The sequence below is a fragment of the Pseudomonas sp. R37(2017) genome (assembly GCF_002113375.1).
Classification (GTDB): domain Bacteria; phylum Pseudomonadota; class Gammaproteobacteria; order Pseudomonadales; family Pseudomonadaceae; genus Aquipseudomonas.
In genome coordinates this window covers 41,132-57,132 of record NZ_NEHO01000022.1, presented here as the reverse complement: position 1 = coordinate 57,132, position 16,001 = coordinate 41,132, and the positions used below count along the sequence as shown (strand labels likewise).

The window sequence follows — 16,001 nt, the reverse complement described above, 5'->3', positions numbered from 1 at the left end:
ACCTAACATCCTTGCTCTACGGGTACAGCGGAGCTGTCCACAACCACCCGAATTCAAGGAACCAGAATGACCCAACGCATCCATCGCAAAATTGACACCCCACTCCGAACCGGTTTGAACCGTAAGGAACTCTGGGAAGCCGACGACAAGGGCCTGATCAAATGCTGGGAAGTCGGCCGCCAGCGTGCCGCCCGTTTCCCCGACCTCGCCCGACAGTGCCTCGCCGGCGAGTTGCCGGTACTGGGCTGGAAAGGTGGCGTCAGCCGCAGCCTGAAGAAACTCGAGAAATACGGTTCCCTCAAATACCTCGCCCAGTGGCAAGGCTTGCGCGGGGAAGACCTGGACGTGGACCTGGCGCAAGAACGAGCACTGACGTGTGCACGAACAGGCATGGTGGTGACGTTTACGCCGGATCGGGCGAAATATTTCAATCAGGTGGCGGAAGCGGAAGCCTGACGTGAACTGGACACTGGATCTACTGCGCCACTGACCGAAAACCGCTCCCGGTAAGCCTGCGGCGTCACGCCCATGGCCCGCAGGAAGCTGCGGCGCAGGGTTTCTTCGCTGCCGAAGCCGCATTGCACCGCCACCCGCTTGATCGGCACGCCGGTATCGCTGAGCAGGCGCCGCGCGGTTTCGACGCGGATCAGTTCGATCGCCCGAGCCGGGGTCTGACCGGTGTCGGCGCGGTAGTGGCGCACGAAGCTGCGTTCGCTCATGCCGGCCTGCAGGGCCAGGGTCGGGATACCCAGGTCCTGGGTAAGGTTTTCGCTGATCCAGGCGTGAAGTTCGTCGAAACGGTTGCCTTCCTGTTGCAGGGACAGGGTCACGCTGAATTGCGACTGGCCACCCGGGCGCTTGAGAAACACCACCAGTTGCCGGGCGACTTCCAGGGCGATGTTGCGTCCCAGGTCCTGTTCGACCATGGCCAGCGCCAGGTCGATGCCGGCCGTCACCCCGGCCGAGGTCCAGACCGGGCCGTCATTGATGAAGATGGGATTGGGCTCGACCTTCAAACGCGGATGCTGCTGCGCCAGTTGCTCGCAGCGGGTCCAGTGGGTGACCACGCGCCGGCCATCGAGCCAGCCGCTGGCCGCCAGCAGGAACGCACCGGTGCACACCGAGGAGACTCGGCGACAGCCAGCGGCATGTTCGCGCACCCAGGCGACCAACGGCGCATCTTGCGCCGCCGCGTAGACACCCCAGCCACCGGCGATGATCAGGGTATCAGTGCCCTTGTCCGGCAAGGGTTCGGCCAACAGCGCCAGGCCCGCCGACGACATCACCGCCCCGCCGCCGCTGGCAATCACCGTCGGCGCATAGGGCGGCGGCAGGCCTTGCTGGCGGGCAATGTCGTTGGCCGAGGCAAACACCTGCAATGGCCCGGTGACGTCGAGCAATTGCACGTTGGCGAAAGCGAGCACATGGATGGTTTTCGACATTTGGCGTAATTCGTGGGGATATTGGCGTATACGCCAAATCCTACGGGCCTAAAGTTAAGCCGTCCACCCACTTCACGAGAAAAACACCATGACGTTGCAGATCGGCTTTCTGTTGTTTCCACAGGTCCAGCAACTGGACCTGACCGGCCCTTATGACGTGCTGGCCTCGTTGCCGGATGTGAAAGTGCATTTGATCTGGAAGGACCTGATGCCGGTCACCGCCAGCACTGGCCTGCTGTTGAAACCGACCATCACCTTCGACGATTGCCCGGCGCTGGACGTGATCTGCGTGCCCGGTGGCGGCGGCGTCGGCCCCTTGATGGAAGATGAGCAGACCCTGGACTTTCTCAGGGCCCAGGCTGCCAACGCCCGGTATGTCACTTCGGTTTGCACCGGTTCGCTGGTGCTGGGCGCGGCGGGATTGCTCAAGGGCAAACGCGCCACCACCCACTGGGCGTATCACGAATTGCTCAAGCCGCTGGGCGCCATCGCGGTGAACGATCGGGTGGTGCGCGATGGCAATTTGCTGACCGGAGGCGGCATCACCGCCGGCATCGACTTCGCCCTGACCCTGGCCGCCGAGTTGTTCGACCCGGCCACCGCCGAGCTGGTGCAGCTGCAACTGGAATACGCACCTGCCCCGCCATTTGATGCGGGCAGCCCCGAGACGGCGCCGGCCAGTGTGCTGGAAGAGGCCCGCCAGCGGGCTGCCGGCTCGTTGAAACTACGGGCGCAAATCACCGAGCGGGCGGCGGCGAAACTCGACCTGCAGTGAAAAAACAGCGGCAGGAATCCGCTGCCTGCCGCCGCGGTTTTTCCTGCGCCCACAAAAAAACCCGCCGAGGCGGGTTTTTCCAAGACCATGACGACTCCTTGTCGCAGCGTTCCTTGCCTATGGCCGATCATCCATGATCCTGAGCACATCCTGTGCTTCAGTGGGTAAGGCCAGAATACGCATCGGATCCAAATTGTAACAGGCGATATCACTACCATCGCGTGTAAGACATTCGCTATAAGGCACCTTCCGAAAACCCTTAGACGCCTCAGACTTCCAACGGATTGTTGGCCGCCAGGGGCTCAAAGTTCAAACTCATTCACGCTCACGGGCCTTTTCACCTTCGATGAGAAAATTTTCAAGTCTGCTCAATTGCTCTTCCCAGCCTCGACTATCCATGTAGTAAGCCTCCTTCTGGCGTATGTCGGGAATGTGAGCGAAACCTGACTCCGACACCTTGAGCAACGTGCCGTCCTCGTAGTCCGTCAGCTCGAACTTCACCAGCGTGGTGGGCTCCTGGGAGTAGTCGATCTTCGGATTCACCGCGTAAGGATGCCAGCGAAACGAAAACAACTGCTGTGGTTCGACCCGCTCGACCAGCACATTCCACAGCACATGTTCATATCCCCGATACGTGACTTGCCCCTGCGTCCACTCGCCGGCAATAAAACGCCGGCCTTCGAGCGCAACGCCAAACCATTGACCGAACGCCTCTGCATCGACCAAGGCGCGCCATACATGGGAGCGCGGTGATTTGAGTAATATCTTGCGTTCAAAACTATTGGGTACTGGTTTCATACGACACCTCCTGTACTGAACAACAGTAGGCCTGTAAGACCACATGTCCAGTCGGAAAGTTGTATGGACCGGGTGTCAGCTGTCGTAATCGCGATCCTTGCATGGCGAGTCGCTTCGCTACACTGCATCCCAGACTTCCCCTGACACAGCGAGTGACTGCCATGCACGCACGCTTTCTCCTGGCGCTGATGCCTTTGTTGTTCACCTACCCGGCCCATGCCGCCGTGAACTGCGACAACGCCGTCGACCAGGCCACGATGAACCAGTGCGCGTCGCTGCAGCAGGCGACGGCGGACAAGGAGTTGAATGCGCTTTACCAGCAAATCACTTCGCGCCTGAAGGGCAATCCCGACGGCAAGAAGTTGCTGGTGGGAGCGCAGCGCTCGTGGGTCGCGTTTCGCGATGCCGAATGCCAGTTCTCGGCGTCCGGGGTGGAAGGCGGGAGTGTGTATCCGCTGATCTACAGCAATTGCGTGACGCAATTGACCAAGGCGCGGGTGGAGACGTTCAAGACTTACCTGAAGTGTCAGGAGGGGGATATGAGTTGTCCGGTGCCGGGGATTTGAATCTCTAGCGCCTGCCAGGGCCTCTTCGCGAGCAGGCTCGCTCCCACAATTGACCGAGTTCTTTCAGCAAGAATGCGATCAATATGTGGGAGCGAGCCTGCTCGCGAAGGCGTCAGCTCAGGCGCCACGATTTACCGGACAAACACCTGCGCCGTGGTAATCGCCATGTCCCCGCCCGGCAACTTGATGCTGCCCGTCTGTTTCAGGCTGTCGGCATCGAAGATCGCCACGTCGTTGAACGTCCCCGCCAGGTAGATCTTGCTGCCATCCTTGTTGAAGGAAATGCAGTAATACGAGTGATCGAGCGCGGCGGACTGGAGCATTTTCTTCTGCTTGATGTCGTACTTGGCCAGGCGGTTGAGCACGCCGAACATCAGGTTCGGGTCCTTGGGCGAGCGCATGCCGCTGAAGTAGATCTCGGTCAAAGGGCCGAAATCGGTGGTTTCGGTCTTGCCGGTCTTCAGGTCGACGCTGAACAGGCCGTACAGGTATTCGGCGGTAGCCGGGTCCTGTTTCTTGTCCTTGAACTTCGCTGCGGTGTAGAGCAGCGAGAAGTCGTGCCGATACGTCTGCTGGTTCCACACATAAAGCACGTCCGGCGCGCTGTAGTTCGGGCGTTTCCAGTGACGGCTGGGGATCAGCACGTCGAATTTGCCGGTGTTCACATTGACCTTGTAGACGTCCGCCCCCGCCACATACAAGGTACCGTCGTCGCCACTCTGCATGATGGTCAGCTGGCGCGGTGCCGGGAAGCTGCGCACCGGCTTTGCATCCATCCCGGCGTCGGTCTTGTACACGTCGAGCCGCGGCTGCTGCACTTCGTAGTGGTCATTCATCATCAGCGTCGGGTTGGCGACGGTGAACAGTTCCTTGCCGTCGTGGCTGAGGGTGAAGGCGAACATGGACCGGGCCTTCTCCCCCGGCTTCTGGGTGATGCTGGCGTGGAACACCTGTTTGCAGCTGTCCAGTTCGACGCCATAGACATCCGCGTAGTGATTGTTCAGCACGTAGGCGGTCTTGCGGTCCGGCGACAATTGCACGGTGCCGGGACCGAAGGCATCGGGCATCTTGCAGGTCTTGAACAAGGTGTCGGTGGCCAGGTCGATCACGTGCAGGTTGTTCGGGTAATTGGTGGTCAACATGTATTCGTGACCGTCTTGCAGTGCGCTGTTTTCATCGGCCAGGACACTGACCGAACAGCTGCTCAGGACGGCGAAAGCGGCCAGGCCGCAGGCTTTGATGCTGTGCATGCTGGAATCCTTCTTGTTATCTGATCACTTGTCTTTCGGGAAGACAGTGCCGAGGTTGCGCCAGTTGTCGTTGGACGCCTGGGCATCCTTGTTCCAGTCCTGGTAGGTGCTCATCATGTCGGGCACCTGGGCCGGCCACCAGCACGGGTCGGAGCAACCGTAGAGGTCGGCTTCCATCGGCTGGCACAGCGACGACACACCGCCAAACGCGTCGATCTCCCAGCCCGGGTCGGTGGTCGAGGCACAACCCGCCACGGAGCTCATCGCCACTACTTCTTCAATGCGGTTTTCGTCCGCGGCCTGGTCCAGCTTCAACGCTTTGTTATTGATTGCCTTGAGATGTTTCATATCAGTGAGCCTTGCGCGGAGTGATGTAACTGCTGATGAACGCAGGGTTATTGGCCATGATCCGGGTATAGACCTCGATGCCGAAGTCGACCCAGTCACGCATCAGTTCGCAGTAGTGATAGGTCGGATGAGTCGGGTCGCCATAGCGGGCGTAGCTCTCGTGGTAGCAGCCGCCGGAACACAGGTTGCGGATCTGGCAGTCGTTGCAGCCGGTGTTGGTGCGGTCCAGGCGCTGGGACAGGAAGTCGTTCAACTCCATCTGCTTCACACCGCTGTGGACGTTGCCGAAGGTCGGCATCGATGAGCCGGTGAAGCGGTGGCACAGGTTCAGCTCGCCCTTGTGATCCACCGCCAGCATCTTCAGGCCCGCGCCGCATGGCAGGGCTTTCTTGTGGCCTTCGTGGATGTCGGTGATCAACTGATGCAGGTTGGAGAAACCGATGTTGCGATGCTCCAGCGCCGCGTCCAGGTAGCGCCGACCGAGGGCCTTCATGTTGGCGAACACCTGCACCAGCTCGTCACTGGTGAGGTTGAAGCTGCTGATGTCGCCGGAAGTCACCGGGGCAAAGCCGACTTCGGCAAAACCCAATTCGTTGAACAGGTGATCCCAGATGGTTTCGACGTCGGTCACACCAGTGGTCAGCGTTACCCGTGCGCCGACGGGACGGCTGTTGTAGCGCGACAGCAGCATCTCGGCCTTGCGCCGCACCACGTCGTAGGTGCCCTGCCCGCCCACGGTGATGCGGTTGCGGTCGTGTACGGTTTTCGGCCCGTCGATGCTCACGGACAAACCGAAACGGTGAGCGTTGAGGTAGTCCACGGTTTCTTCGGTGAGCAGCGTGGCGTTGGTGGTCATCACGAATTCGACGAACTTGCCGGCCTCGCGAAAACGCTTCTCGCAGTAGTCGACCATGTATTCGATCAGCTTGCGGTTGCTCAGCGGTTCGCCGCCGAAGAACACCACGGTGAAACGCTCTTCGTCCGGGGATTCGCGCAGCAGCATTTCCACTGAGGCAATCGCCGTTTCGACGTCCATTTTCTTGCCCGCCGACGGTTTGTCGAGGTCTTCCTTGTAGCAGTAGGTGCAGCTCAGGTTGCAGCCGGTGTTGACGTTCAGCACCACGGTGTTGATCGCTGTGCGCTCGACCCGTTTGACGGCGATGTCCGGGCTCAGCGGCGAGCCGTCGCTGACCAGTTCCAGGGCCATCAGCTCGCGCAGGGTCTCGGTGATTTCCTCGCCGTTGAAACGCGCGGCCAGGCGCTGGATCAGGTCGTCCGAGGAGCAGCCGGGGCCGCGCAGGGTATCGATGATGGTGCCCGTCAGTTCATCGCTGGCGAACAGCGAACTGCTGGGGATGTGAAACAGCATGCGGTCGGCATCGACCTGCACTTCGTGCAGGTTGCGTTCGACCAGATTCAAGATAGCGCCCATCGCAAACCTCCTGTGCAAGCCCCGGTTGGCGGGGCTTGCGCTCATTCCGAAAAGTGTCTGAAAGCGTTTTCAGCCAAGCTCTCGCTTCAACATCACGGAATGGGTGGATTGTTCCAGCGTTGCACGGTCACGATCATGTGGCCTTCGCCGGTCAGGGATTTCCCTGAGTCGTCGACGGCGGCGATCACCTTGAGGTTGCCGGCGTTGTTGGTGGACATCTTGCGTGCCGGGTTCGGCCCGGCATCGCCCGGGGTGAACACGCCCGCGTCGGCCTGCATGGTGCCGGCGAACTTGACGTCTTCGTCTTCCCTGGCGCGGTCGTCGAAGGCCTCGACCTTCCATTGCGCCGGGAACACGCCGATGCGATAGGGCTTGCCATCGGCGCCCTTGCCCCAGGCTTCCGCGTCGAAACGGCCCTGGACTTTCGGCGTCGAGCCACCGCCCTCGCCGATTCGCGCCACCGAGAATTCCGGTACGACCTTGACTTCGGCGATCTTGCTGTAGACCGACAGGCTCGGGCCTTTCAGCGTGCCGACGGTGACTGCGTGAAGGCCCGGCTGGGCATTGGCGGCAGCCTTGAGTTTGACTTTGATCTGCTCCGGGCTCTGGGAGACGACTTCGACCACTTCCACGCCTTTGCCGAAGTTCGGCTTGCCGCTCAGGCCGCTGCCGATCAGGGTCACTTCGGTTTCGCTACCGGCCTTCACATAGCCCGGCTGCACTGCCAGCAAGCGCTGGGAACCCTGCTTGGCGGCGACGAAGTCCAGGCCGCGCTCGTCGTGCTCGGCCTCGAACATCCGCCCCTGCATGGCATTGCCTTGCGCGGCGAACACCTGGCGCATGGTCACGCCATCGATGGTCACGTTGCCGCGCCATTCGTAGCCGGTGTAGAGAATTGCACTGCCGTCGCCATTGAACGGACTGCCATCGGCGTACTGGCCCTTGACGCTGACCTTGAAGGTATCGCTGCCGTCAGCGGTGACGCTCATCACACCAGCCAGCTCACCCTTGCCCGGCAAGTGGCCGCTGAAACTCCAGTCGCCGACCAGTGCATCGGCTTTGGGCGCCGCGCTCTGCCATTGTTTCCAGGCGGGGTTGTCCAGCGGATAACGCTTGGCCAGCAGCGGCACCATGTCCTTGCGGGCGATGTCGAACCAGTCGCGGTCACGGGCCAGTGCCTGGTACTCCAGGGATGGCCACTGACCGAGGTGGAAATTCACCAGGCGTTCCCACTCCTGCGCCGGACGCCGTTGCAGGGCGACCCGCGCACCGGAGTGGCAGCGGCCGCACATCTGGCTGGTCTGGTCGTCGAAGTGCTCGACGGTGTTGAGCCGGCGCTCCAGTGCGTAGCGCACGCCATCGGTTTCGCTCGGCGCCAGGCCCTGGGTGTCGGCCAGGTATTTGACCAGCGTGCGACGATCGTCGTCGCTGATCTGCAAACCGTGCATGGTCTGCATCCGGGCGATGCTCATCAGCCAGCCTTCCGGCGTTTTGCGCTGGTGGCTGATGCGGCTGAGGGCGTTATCGGCTTCGGGGGTGTGACAGCCCTGACAGGTTTCCTTGAGGATGGTCTGGGCGTCGCGGGCTGCCAGGCTATGGGGCGAATGCAGCGCCACTAACGTGGCTACGGCCAGCAGGCTGGCGCTCATGCCTGATCGGAGTTTTCTCTTCATCAACGTCGAACCTCGCACGGTGCGTTCTTATTGTTGTGGCTTATCGTTTTTATGGTTTCTGCCGCCGGCGTTGATCCGCTGACGGAGGCAAGAGAAACGTCTGCGATGAGCAATTCACAGAGCGTGCCAGCTTACGAATACCTCATTGAATCAATAACTTGTCGGAATCTGTGGGAGTTTTGCCAGTCATGTCATCGCGGCAACACGTTCAATTTCGCGACAACTGTTGCAACCTGAGACACCCCTGTAGGAGCGGGTGCCCGCTTGCGGCATGCTCGCTCCTACAGGGCGTCGCAATTTGCGACGATTGTTGGCGTCATGCCGGTTCTGAAAACAACGGCCAGGCCCGCCCGTTCGGGCTTTCGAAGGTAAAAACCACAACTGGCACAGCCATTGCGAAAGACCTCGTCACACGAACAAGACGAGGTTTCAACATGTCGCTGCCAAACTTGCTTCCCGCCACTTCGGCGTTCATCCAACGCGCCCCGCGCATGCTGATCGGCGGTGACTGGGTCGAGGCCGCCGACGGCCAGACCATGCCCCTGCACAACCCCGCCACGGGTGAGGTGTTGTGCGTGGTGCCACGGGCCACGCCGGAAGATGTCGACCGTGCGGTCCTCGCCGCCCGCCAGGCATTCGACGATTCGGCCTGGACCCGCACCCGTCCCCGGGAGCGGCAGAACCTGCTGTGGAAACTGGCCGACCTGATGCAGCGCGACGCCGAACTGCTGGCGCAACTGGAATGCCTGAACAACGGTAAAAGCGCAGCCGTGGCCCAGGTGATGGACGTACAACTGTCCATCGACTTCCTGCGCTACATGGCCGGCTGGGCGACCAAGATCGAAGGCTCGACCGTTGACGTGTCGGCACCGCTGATGCCCAACGACCAGTTCCACAGTTTCATCCGTCGTGAAGCGGTGGGCGTGGTCGGCGCCATCGTCGCCTGGAACTTCCCGCTGCTGCTGGCCTGCTGGAAACTCGGCCCGGCCCTGGCCACCGGCTGCACCGTAGTGCTCAAACCCGCCGACGAAACCCCGCTGACCGCACTGAAACTCGCCGAGCTTGTACTGGAAGCCGGTTATCCCGAAGGCGTGTTCAACGTCGTCACCGGCACCGGCATCACCGCAGGTTCGGCGCTGACCCACAACCCGCTGGTGGACAAGCTGACCTTCACCGGTTCCACCGCCGTGGGCAAGCAGATCGGCAAGATCGCCATGGACTCCATGACCCGGGTCACCCTGGAACTGGGCGGCAAGTCGCCGACTATCGTCATGGCCGACGCCGACCTGAAAACGGCCGCGGCCGGAGCCGCCAGCGCGATTTTCTTCAACCAGGGCCAGGTCTGCTGCGCCGGTTCCAGGCTGTATGTGCAGCGCAAGCATTTCGACAATGTGGTGGCGGACATCAGCGATATCGCCAACGCCATGAAACTCGGCAACGGCCTGGACCCGAGTGTCGAAATGGGTCCGTTGATCTCGGCGCGGCAGCAGGAGCGCGTATACGGCTACATCGAAAAGGGCCGGGAAAGCGGTGCGACCATTGCCTGCGGTGGCGAGCAGTTTGGTCCGGGGTTCTTCGTCAAGCCGACGGTGATTGTCGACGTCGATCAGAAGCACTCGCTGGTGCAGGAAGAAATCTTCGGCCCGGTGCTGGTGGCCATCCCGTTCGATGACGAAGCCGATGCCTTGCGCATGGCCAATGACAGCCCCTACGGGTTGGGGGCGAGTATCTGGTCCAATGACCTGGCGGCGGTGCACCGGATGATTCCGCGCATCAAGTCAGGCTCGGTGTGGGTCAACTGCCACAGCGCCCTGGACCCGGCGCTGCCGTTCGGCGGCTACAAGATGTCCGGGGTCGGGCGTGAGATGGGGTATGCGGCGATCGAGCATTACACCGAATTGAAGTCGGTGTTGATCAAGTTGTGATTTGCGCCGTTCTTTAGGCCGCCTTCGCGAGCAGGCTCGCTCCTACAGTGATTTTGCGCCGTACACAATTCCCCTGTAGGAGCGAGCATGCTCGCGATGAGGCCCATCCGGACAACCCGGAACTCAGGGTTTGAACCCCTGAGCCAACAACCAACCGCGAACCCTCCTTCCCTGCTCCACCGTCAACCCGGCCAACACCTGTTCAGCCGGCTCACTGCGCAGTCTGCGCACCAACGGTGCCACCTCGACCCCCTGCACATGCCAGATACCCAATGGCTGATCCGCCGTGATCACCACCTCGACCTCATCGACCAGCCCATCACGCAGCACCGGCGCCCGCTCGATCCTCAGTGCATTGAAATCCGCTTCGGCATGGGCCACTTCGGCGTCCGGCCAGGTCCGTCGTGCCTGCCAGAAAGGCTGGTCCAGCCAACGCTGTTCATCGGCATAAAAATCCCGGCCGATTCGGGCAAAACGCAAAAACAACTGTTCCACCCGCTGCTGGTGAAAACGCTGGGCCAGCGCCGCTCGTTCGGGCTTGCTCAACAGCGTGTTGATCACCGCCGGAGCCTGCAACGCCGAAGACAACGACTGAAAGACACCATTGCCCGACAGCGGATCCACGGCCATTGCCGCATCGCCGACCCGAATCCAGTTTTCGCCACACACCCGGGGGCTCAGAATCGCCGTGCTGCTGCGGGCATGCAGCTGTAGATCGGTTTCTGCTCCGCCAGCAAAAAATGCCGTGGCCAGCTGCGAACCCTGGCGCCGTCGCCGGCAGTAATCGAGCAACAGGGCCTTGCCCGGCAACCCGGCGCTGGCCACGTCCACCGTCCATTGCCAGTAACACTGGCCATCGGCACGGCGCGCCATCCATGCCCAGCCATCCTCGAGGCTTTCCACGGCGCTGGCGATGCTGCCCGGCGAACCCTGCCAGCGATTGAGCAAGCTGACGGTCTCGGGGCCGCGCAGGCCTTTGCCGATTGCCGGGGCCTGGCGTCCGCGGGCCTCCACGAGAAACGGCGCGAACAGCGGTTCGCGGCCGTCGATTTCAATTCGATGGCCATCGGCCGATGACTGAACCGTGAGCACCCGGCCCTCGATCAACTCGACCCCCGCCAGGCGCAGATCCTCGCGCAGGCCCCGGTCAAAAATCGGCCGGTCCAGCAAGTATTCGATGTTCTGCGCATGTTGCAGGCCATTCCACGAGACCTGCCGCTGGGACGGTAAGGCCGCATCCGCCAGTGCGTGTTGCAGGCCGGCGCTGCGCAAGGCTTCCAGAACCCGCACGGATACCCCTTCGAGCGCCGCAAACCGGCGCCACTCGCTGATCAGCGTGACGCCATGGCCCAGCCGCCGCAGCCCCAGTGCGACGGCGGCGCCGGCCGGTCCGGCGCCAAGAATGACGATGTCGGTCATGGCCCGAAGCGCCGTTCCGGGCCACGGTAACGGGCATGCTCGCGCAACCACTCGAGAACTTGCTCATTGCTGGCGCCGGGTTGTTCGACGAGGAACCCGGCGATGTGCCCGCTCAAGGCGGCACAACCGAGGCTCGCCCCGGATTGCCCCGGGTAGGTGCCCTGCACACACGCGGCGAAATCCGCCTGGGCTGTGTTGAGCCACGACCATTCCTGTTCCGCGCAGCGCGCATCGCCGGTTACCCGCAACACCTGCGGATAATTGGCCGGAAACACCCCTTCCCCCTGGGCCGGGCTCGACGCACACAGCAGCACGCCCCGCGCCACCGCTGCCGCGCAGGCCGCGCGCAACAGGCTGCGGTCCTGGCGCAGGCCAAGGCTCAAATTGATCAGTCGCACGTCCTGCCCCAGCAGCCAGTCAATCGCCGTGGCGATCTGCAGGGCGCTGGTGACACCGCGCCGGTCGAACACCTGCGCCACGCAAAACAGCGCCGAGGGTGCGCGCCGGCCGATCGCCTCGATCACCGCACTGCCATGTCCGAGTGGATCGTCGCGCAAGTCGCCCTCGGCCAGGCCGTCATCAAGCAATGAAAAACGCCGACCGGCGATCACCTGAACCCGCTGTGCTGCCGAGTGGCCGCTGTCCACCACACCGATACGCAGTTCAGATTTCATGCAGCACCGTTTTCGACGTCAGCACGCCGTCGAGCAGTTCGAAACGCAGATCGGCATCGGCCAGGGTTGAAGGGCGATGGCTGATCAGGATGCGCGTACGCCCGGCAAACAAGCGGTCGATGGCGTCGATGACTTCGCGCTCGGTGGCCTCGTCCACCGCGGACGTGGCTTCATCGAGCACCAGGATCAGAGGATCCTGCAACAGCGCACGGGCAATTGCGATGCGTTGCTTCTGCCCGCCGGACAACTGCTGACCGCGCTCGCCCAGCGGACTGTCGAGGCCTTCGGGCAAGGACTGGATCAGGCTGTCGAGTTGCGCCAGCCGCGCCACCTCGGCAATCGCCTCGCGGCTGGCGTCCGGCACCGCATAGGCCAGGTTGTCGGCGAGGCTGCCGCGAAACAGCACGATATCCTGGCTGACGACGGCAATGCGCCGACGCAGCTGGAACAGATCCAGTTCGCGCAGATCGACCTCACCCAGCAGGACCCGGCCCGATTGCGGATCGTGATGTCGTTGCAGCAGGTCGATCAGGGTGGATTTCCCCACGCCCGAGCCACCGCCGAGGGCCACTTTCATACCGTAGGGAATCCGCGCTTCGATGCCGCGCAGGGTCGATTGGCGACCAGGATGGGCGAAGTGCACGTTGTCGAAGCAGAGATCACCACCATCGGGCATCGCGCGTGGCGCGGCGGGCGTCAATACAGTCGGTTGTTCCCCGCGCAACTCCATGACCCGGCCGAGGCTGACGGTCATCCGCTGAATGGCGACGTAAAGCCCGAGCAGGCTTTGCACCGGCCCCACGGCCATCCCCAGGTAGGTGGAAAAGGCAATCAGCGCACCAAGTTGCCAGGTGCCCTGCACCACCCAGTAACCGCCGATCAGAAATGCGCAGGCCCGAGACAGCGAGGTCAGCGTGCCGGGTACGGCCTGGGTGAAAAATTCGGTGACTTGCAGGCGCAGCAACTGGCTCATGTAGCCCTGCCCCAGTGTCTCGAGACGCCGCGCCTCACGCTGTTGCTGACCGGCGGACTGGATGAACTTCATCACCGGCAATGTCTCGACCATGAACGACGACATGTCCGCCGAACGCTCGCGCAACTGCCGCACATCGCGCTCGACCTTGCGCCGCATCCAGCGCAGCCAGAGGACATCGAGGGGAATCAACACCAGGGCCAGCAGCGAGAGCTTCCAGGACAACGTCAACAGCATCGCGATGGCAACCACCAGGCCGATCACGCTCGACACCGCCGAGAACAGAGAGTCCACGGCGAACCGCTGGATTTCCGCGACATCGCCATCGAGGCGCGACATCAGGTCGCCGATGCGCCGCTGGCCATAAAAGCTCGGCGACAGGGTTTGCAAATGCCGGTACAGGTCATCGCGCAGGGCAAACAGCATGCGCCCGGACAGGCGCGTGTGCAGGTAGCGGTTGATGCCCGACAGCGCCGTGCCCAGCAGCCCGGCCACGATCATCAGCCCGGCGATCACTACCAGCATTGGAAAGTTGCGCGCCAACAGGCCATCGTCGATCAACAGCTTGGTCAGCCACGGCTGCACCAGTACCAACGCCGAGGCGCAGACCGACAGGCCCAGCAGCCCGGCAATCGCCAGGCGATGGGGGCGCACAAAGCCATACAGCCAGCGCAGCGACGCTTGCAGGGCCTCGGGGTCCTGGCTGTCGATCAGCCGAACGATCAGTCGCTGCATCACGAACGCAACTGTTTGAGCTTGCGATACAGAGTCGCGCGGCTGATGCCCAGGGCGTCGGCGGCGGCCGAGACATTGCCTTGGTGCGTGTCCAGGGACTGACGGATCAGCTCCAGTTCGTTTTCACGGATGCTGCCGGCCTGTGGGCGTTCGCTGGCGGTCAATTCGTCGAGCATGCTGTCGGGCAAGTGGTCGAGGGTCAGCACGGTTTCACCCGGCTCGCGCATGGCCAGCGCAGTGCGCAGGACCATCTCCAGCTGGCGAATGTTGCCGGGCCAGTGATAGCCGCCGAGCAAACGATCGAGGTCGTCGTGCAGGACCGCGGCGGGGGCGCCCAGTGTCGTCAGCAGGCGACTGACCAGTGCGCCGAAATCTTCGCGTTCGCGCAGGGCCGGGAGCATCACGCTGATGCCGTTGACCCGGTAGAACAGGTCTTCGCGAAAGTGTTTTTCCTCCACCTGGCGCTTGAGATCGCGGTGGGTGGCGCAGATCAGCGCGACGTCGATGTCCTGTTCTTCACCCGCGCCCAGGGGCGCGACCTTGCGATCCTGCAACACCCGCAACAGCCGGGCTTGCAGGGCCAGAGGCATGTCGCCGATTTCATCGAGGAACAGGGTACCGCCATGGGCCTGCTGCAAGCGCCCGACCATGCCGCCCCGGCGTGAACCGGTGAACGCGCCTTCGCGATAGCCGAACAGTTCGGACTCGATCAGGCCTTCGGGAATGGCCGCGCAGTTCACCGCCACGAAAGGTTTGTCGCAACGCGCTCCGGCCATGTGCAGGGCGCGGGCGATCACTTCTTTACCGGTGCCGGTTTCACCCAGCAACAAGACCGGCAGTTCATTGGCCAGGCCTTGGCGGGCCATGCGCAAGGCACGGGCATAGCGCGTGTTGCTGCCGGCCAGCGCTTCCAGATCCGGTTGCGCCTTGGCTGTTTTCGCCGTAGTGCGCGGTGGATTGCCGACGTTGATCGTGCGTTGTGGCGCGCGCAGGGTCTTGTAGAAAAATTCACCCTTGGCGGTCTGCAGGCTGCCGACACCGCCCTGATGCAGGCGCGCCAACAATTGCAGGCCGTCGACGCCGAGAAACTCCTCGCAGCGCCGCCCGACCAAAGCCGAGCGCTCGGCGTGAAGCAACTGGCAGGCCTGGGCGCTGACCGCCAGGATCTGCCCGCCGAGGCTCACCGCCAGCAAGCCTTGCCACGGGGACTCCAGGTATTGCCGTCGACTGTGGAAAGCCAGGACGATTTCGTCCGGATAACTGGCGTTGAACACCCGGCTTTCGATCTGGCTGACAGCCATGGCCAACAGCGCCGTGCTGTCGTGGGCGCGGCCGAGCGGGCCTTCGCGGGTCAGGTCGAGGACGCCAAGAATGTCGCCCCGGGGGCAATGGATCGGCACCGAGGTGCAGGAAAAATCAGTGAGGCGATCCAGGTAATGTTCACCACAATCGATCAGGGTCGGTCGCGCTTCCACCAGCGCGGTGCCGAGGGCGTTGGTACCACGGACCGCTTCGCTCCAGCAGGCGCCGAGGGTAATGTCCTGCAGGCCACTGCCCTTGAGACGGTCGGCGCGGCCTTCGACGGCGAGGATGGTGGCATCGGAGTTGGCCAGGATGATCAGCCCTTCCTTGCCCTGACGTTCGGCCAGGTAATCGATGGCCGGCAACGCGGCGTCGATCAGCAGGCGATTGCTGGCCAGCAACACGTCGAGGCTGGCGCTCGATTCCAGCGCCAGCTCGTGCTTGGCATTGAAATGCACGCCATGGCTCAGGCTGCGTCGCCACGAAGCATCGATTTCCGCACGCAGGACGCCGTCCGGCACTTCGCCTTCCAGGTGCAGTTTTTCCCGGGCCAGCCGGGCTTCGCGATGCTGTTTGGGGGAATTTGTTTTTATCAGCGTCATCAAGCGCTCCGGGTCATCCGCCCTGCGCCGTCATACGTCGGCGCCCTGCCGCAATCTTTACGTTAACGTCAGGGCTATGGCAAGTGC

14 protein-coding genes are annotated in these 16,001 nt (G+C 62.6%); 4 read left to right on the top strand and 10 right to left on the bottom strand.

Annotated features, from left to right (window positions below):
• Nucleotides 1-66: 66 nt before the first annotated feature.
• Complete coding sequence (locus CAG47_RS25075; protein WP_085728480.1) at nt 67-456, top strand: hypothetical protein; 390 nt, start codon at nt 67-69, stop codon at nt 454-456.
• Here the strand turns inward: CAG47_RS25075 and CAG47_RS25070 are convergent.
• The gene (locus CAG47_RS25070) at nt 432-1,442 is read right to left on the bottom strand and encodes a GlxA family transcriptional regulator (protein ID WP_085728477.1); all 1,011 of its coding nucleotides are present in this window, start codon (nt 1,440-1,442) and stop codon (nt 432-434) included. The genes CAG47_RS25075 and CAG47_RS25070 overlap by 25 nt on opposite strands.
• An 88-nt stretch (nt 1,443-1,530) precedes the next feature.
• On the opposite strand from CAG47_RS25070, the gene inhA reads away from it, so the two are divergent.
• Nucleotides 1,531-2,217 carry an isonitrile hydratase gene (gene inhA, locus CAG47_RS25065; protein ID WP_085728475.1) on the top strand — a complete coding sequence of 229 codons (687 nt, stop codon included), beginning with the start codon at nt 1,531-1,533 and terminating at the stop codon, nt 2,215-2,217.
• Nucleotides 2,218-2,532: 315 nt separating this feature from the next.
• Here the strand turns inward: inhA and CAG47_RS25060 are convergent, their stop codons facing one another.
• On the bottom strand, nt 2,533-3,015 hold the full coding sequence (locus CAG47_RS25060; RefSeq protein WP_085728473.1) for an SRPBCC family protein: 483 nt from the start codon (nt 3,013-3,015) through the stop codon (nt 2,533-2,535).
• Between the two features lie 161 nt (nt 3,016-3,176).
• Between CAG47_RS25060 and CAG47_RS25055 the strand changes: the two genes are divergently transcribed.
• The gene (locus CAG47_RS25055) at nt 3,177-3,581 is read left to right on the top strand and encodes a lysozyme inhibitor LprI family protein (RefSeq protein WP_085728470.1); all 405 of its coding nucleotides are present in this window, start codon (nt 3,177-3,179) and stop codon (nt 3,579-3,581) included.
• Between the two features lie 131 nt (nt 3,582-3,712).
• On the opposite strand, the gene peaD is transcribed toward CAG47_RS25055, so the two are convergent.
• The 4 genes from peaD to peaA all read right to left on the bottom strand — a co-directional run bounded on the left by peaD (nt 3,713) and on the right by peaA (nt 8,284).
• The gene (peaD, locus tag CAG47_RS25050) at nt 3,713-4,831 is read right to left on the bottom strand and encodes a quinohemoprotein amine dehydrogenase subunit beta (RefSeq protein WP_085728468.1); all 1,119 of its coding nucleotides are present in this window, start codon (nt 4,829-4,831) and stop codon (nt 3,713-3,715) included.
• A 24-nt stretch (nt 4,832-4,855) separates the two neighbouring features.
• On the bottom strand, nt 4,856-5,179 hold the full coding sequence (gene qhpC, locus CAG47_RS25045) for a quinohemoprotein amine dehydrogenase subunit gamma (protein WP_085728466.1): 324 nt from the start codon (nt 5,177-5,179) through the stop codon (nt 4,856-4,858).
• 1 nt (nt 5,180) lies between these two features.
• Nucleotides 5,181-6,611 (bottom strand): quinohemoprotein amine dehydrogenase maturation protein, encoded by a 1,431-nt coding sequence (peaB, locus tag CAG47_RS25040; RefSeq protein WP_085728464.1) that lies wholly within the window; start codon nt 6,609-6,611, stop codon nt 5,181-5,183.
• Nucleotides 6,612-6,703: 92 nt separating this feature from the next.
• Complete coding sequence (gene peaA / locus CAG47_RS25035) at nt 6,704-8,284, bottom strand: quinohemoprotein amine dehydrogenase subunit alpha (RefSeq protein ID WP_085728462.1); 1,581 nt, start codon at nt 8,282-8,284, stop codon at nt 6,704-6,706.
• Between the two features lie 434 nt (nt 8,285-8,718).
• Between peaA and CAG47_RS25030 the strand changes: the two genes are divergently transcribed.
• Complete coding sequence (locus CAG47_RS25030; RefSeq protein WP_085728460.1) at nt 8,719-10,209, top strand: aldehyde dehydrogenase; 1,491 nt, start codon at nt 8,719-8,721, stop codon at nt 10,207-10,209.
• Between the two features lie 123 nt (nt 10,210-10,332).
• On the opposite strand, the gene CAG47_RS25025 is transcribed toward CAG47_RS25030, so the two are convergent.
• From CAG47_RS25025 to CAG47_RS25010, 4 genes are read right to left on the bottom strand one after another with little or no spacing between them, the layout of a single operon-like run.
• Nucleotides 10,333-11,628: an NAD(P)/FAD-dependent oxidoreductase gene (locus tag CAG47_RS25025; RefSeq protein ID WP_085728458.1), complete on the bottom strand. Its 1,296-nt coding sequence runs from the start codon at nt 11,626-11,628 to the stop codon at nt 10,333-10,335.
• Nucleotides 11,625-12,302: a S8 family serine peptidase gene (locus tag CAG47_RS25020; RefSeq protein WP_085728456.1), complete on the bottom strand. Its 678-nt coding sequence runs from the start codon at nt 12,300-12,302 to the stop codon at nt 11,625-11,627. The genes CAG47_RS25025 and CAG47_RS25020 overlap by 4 nt, the downstream gene beginning before the upstream one ends.
• The gene (locus CAG47_RS25015) at nt 12,292-14,010 is read right to left on the bottom strand and encodes an ABC transporter ATP-binding protein (protein ID WP_085728454.1); all 1,719 of its coding nucleotides are present in this window, start codon (nt 14,008-14,010) and stop codon (nt 12,292-12,294) included. The genes CAG47_RS25020 and CAG47_RS25015 overlap by 11 nt, the downstream gene beginning before the upstream one ends.
• The gene (locus tag CAG47_RS25010) at nt 14,010-15,914 is read right to left on the bottom strand and encodes a sigma-54-dependent Fis family transcriptional regulator (RefSeq protein ID WP_085728452.1); all 1,905 of its coding nucleotides are present in this window, start codon (nt 15,912-15,914) and stop codon (nt 14,010-14,012) included. Before CAG47_RS25010 ends, CAG47_RS25015 begins: the two co-directional genes overlap by 1 nt.
• Nucleotides 15,915-16,001: the final 87 nt, after the last annotated feature.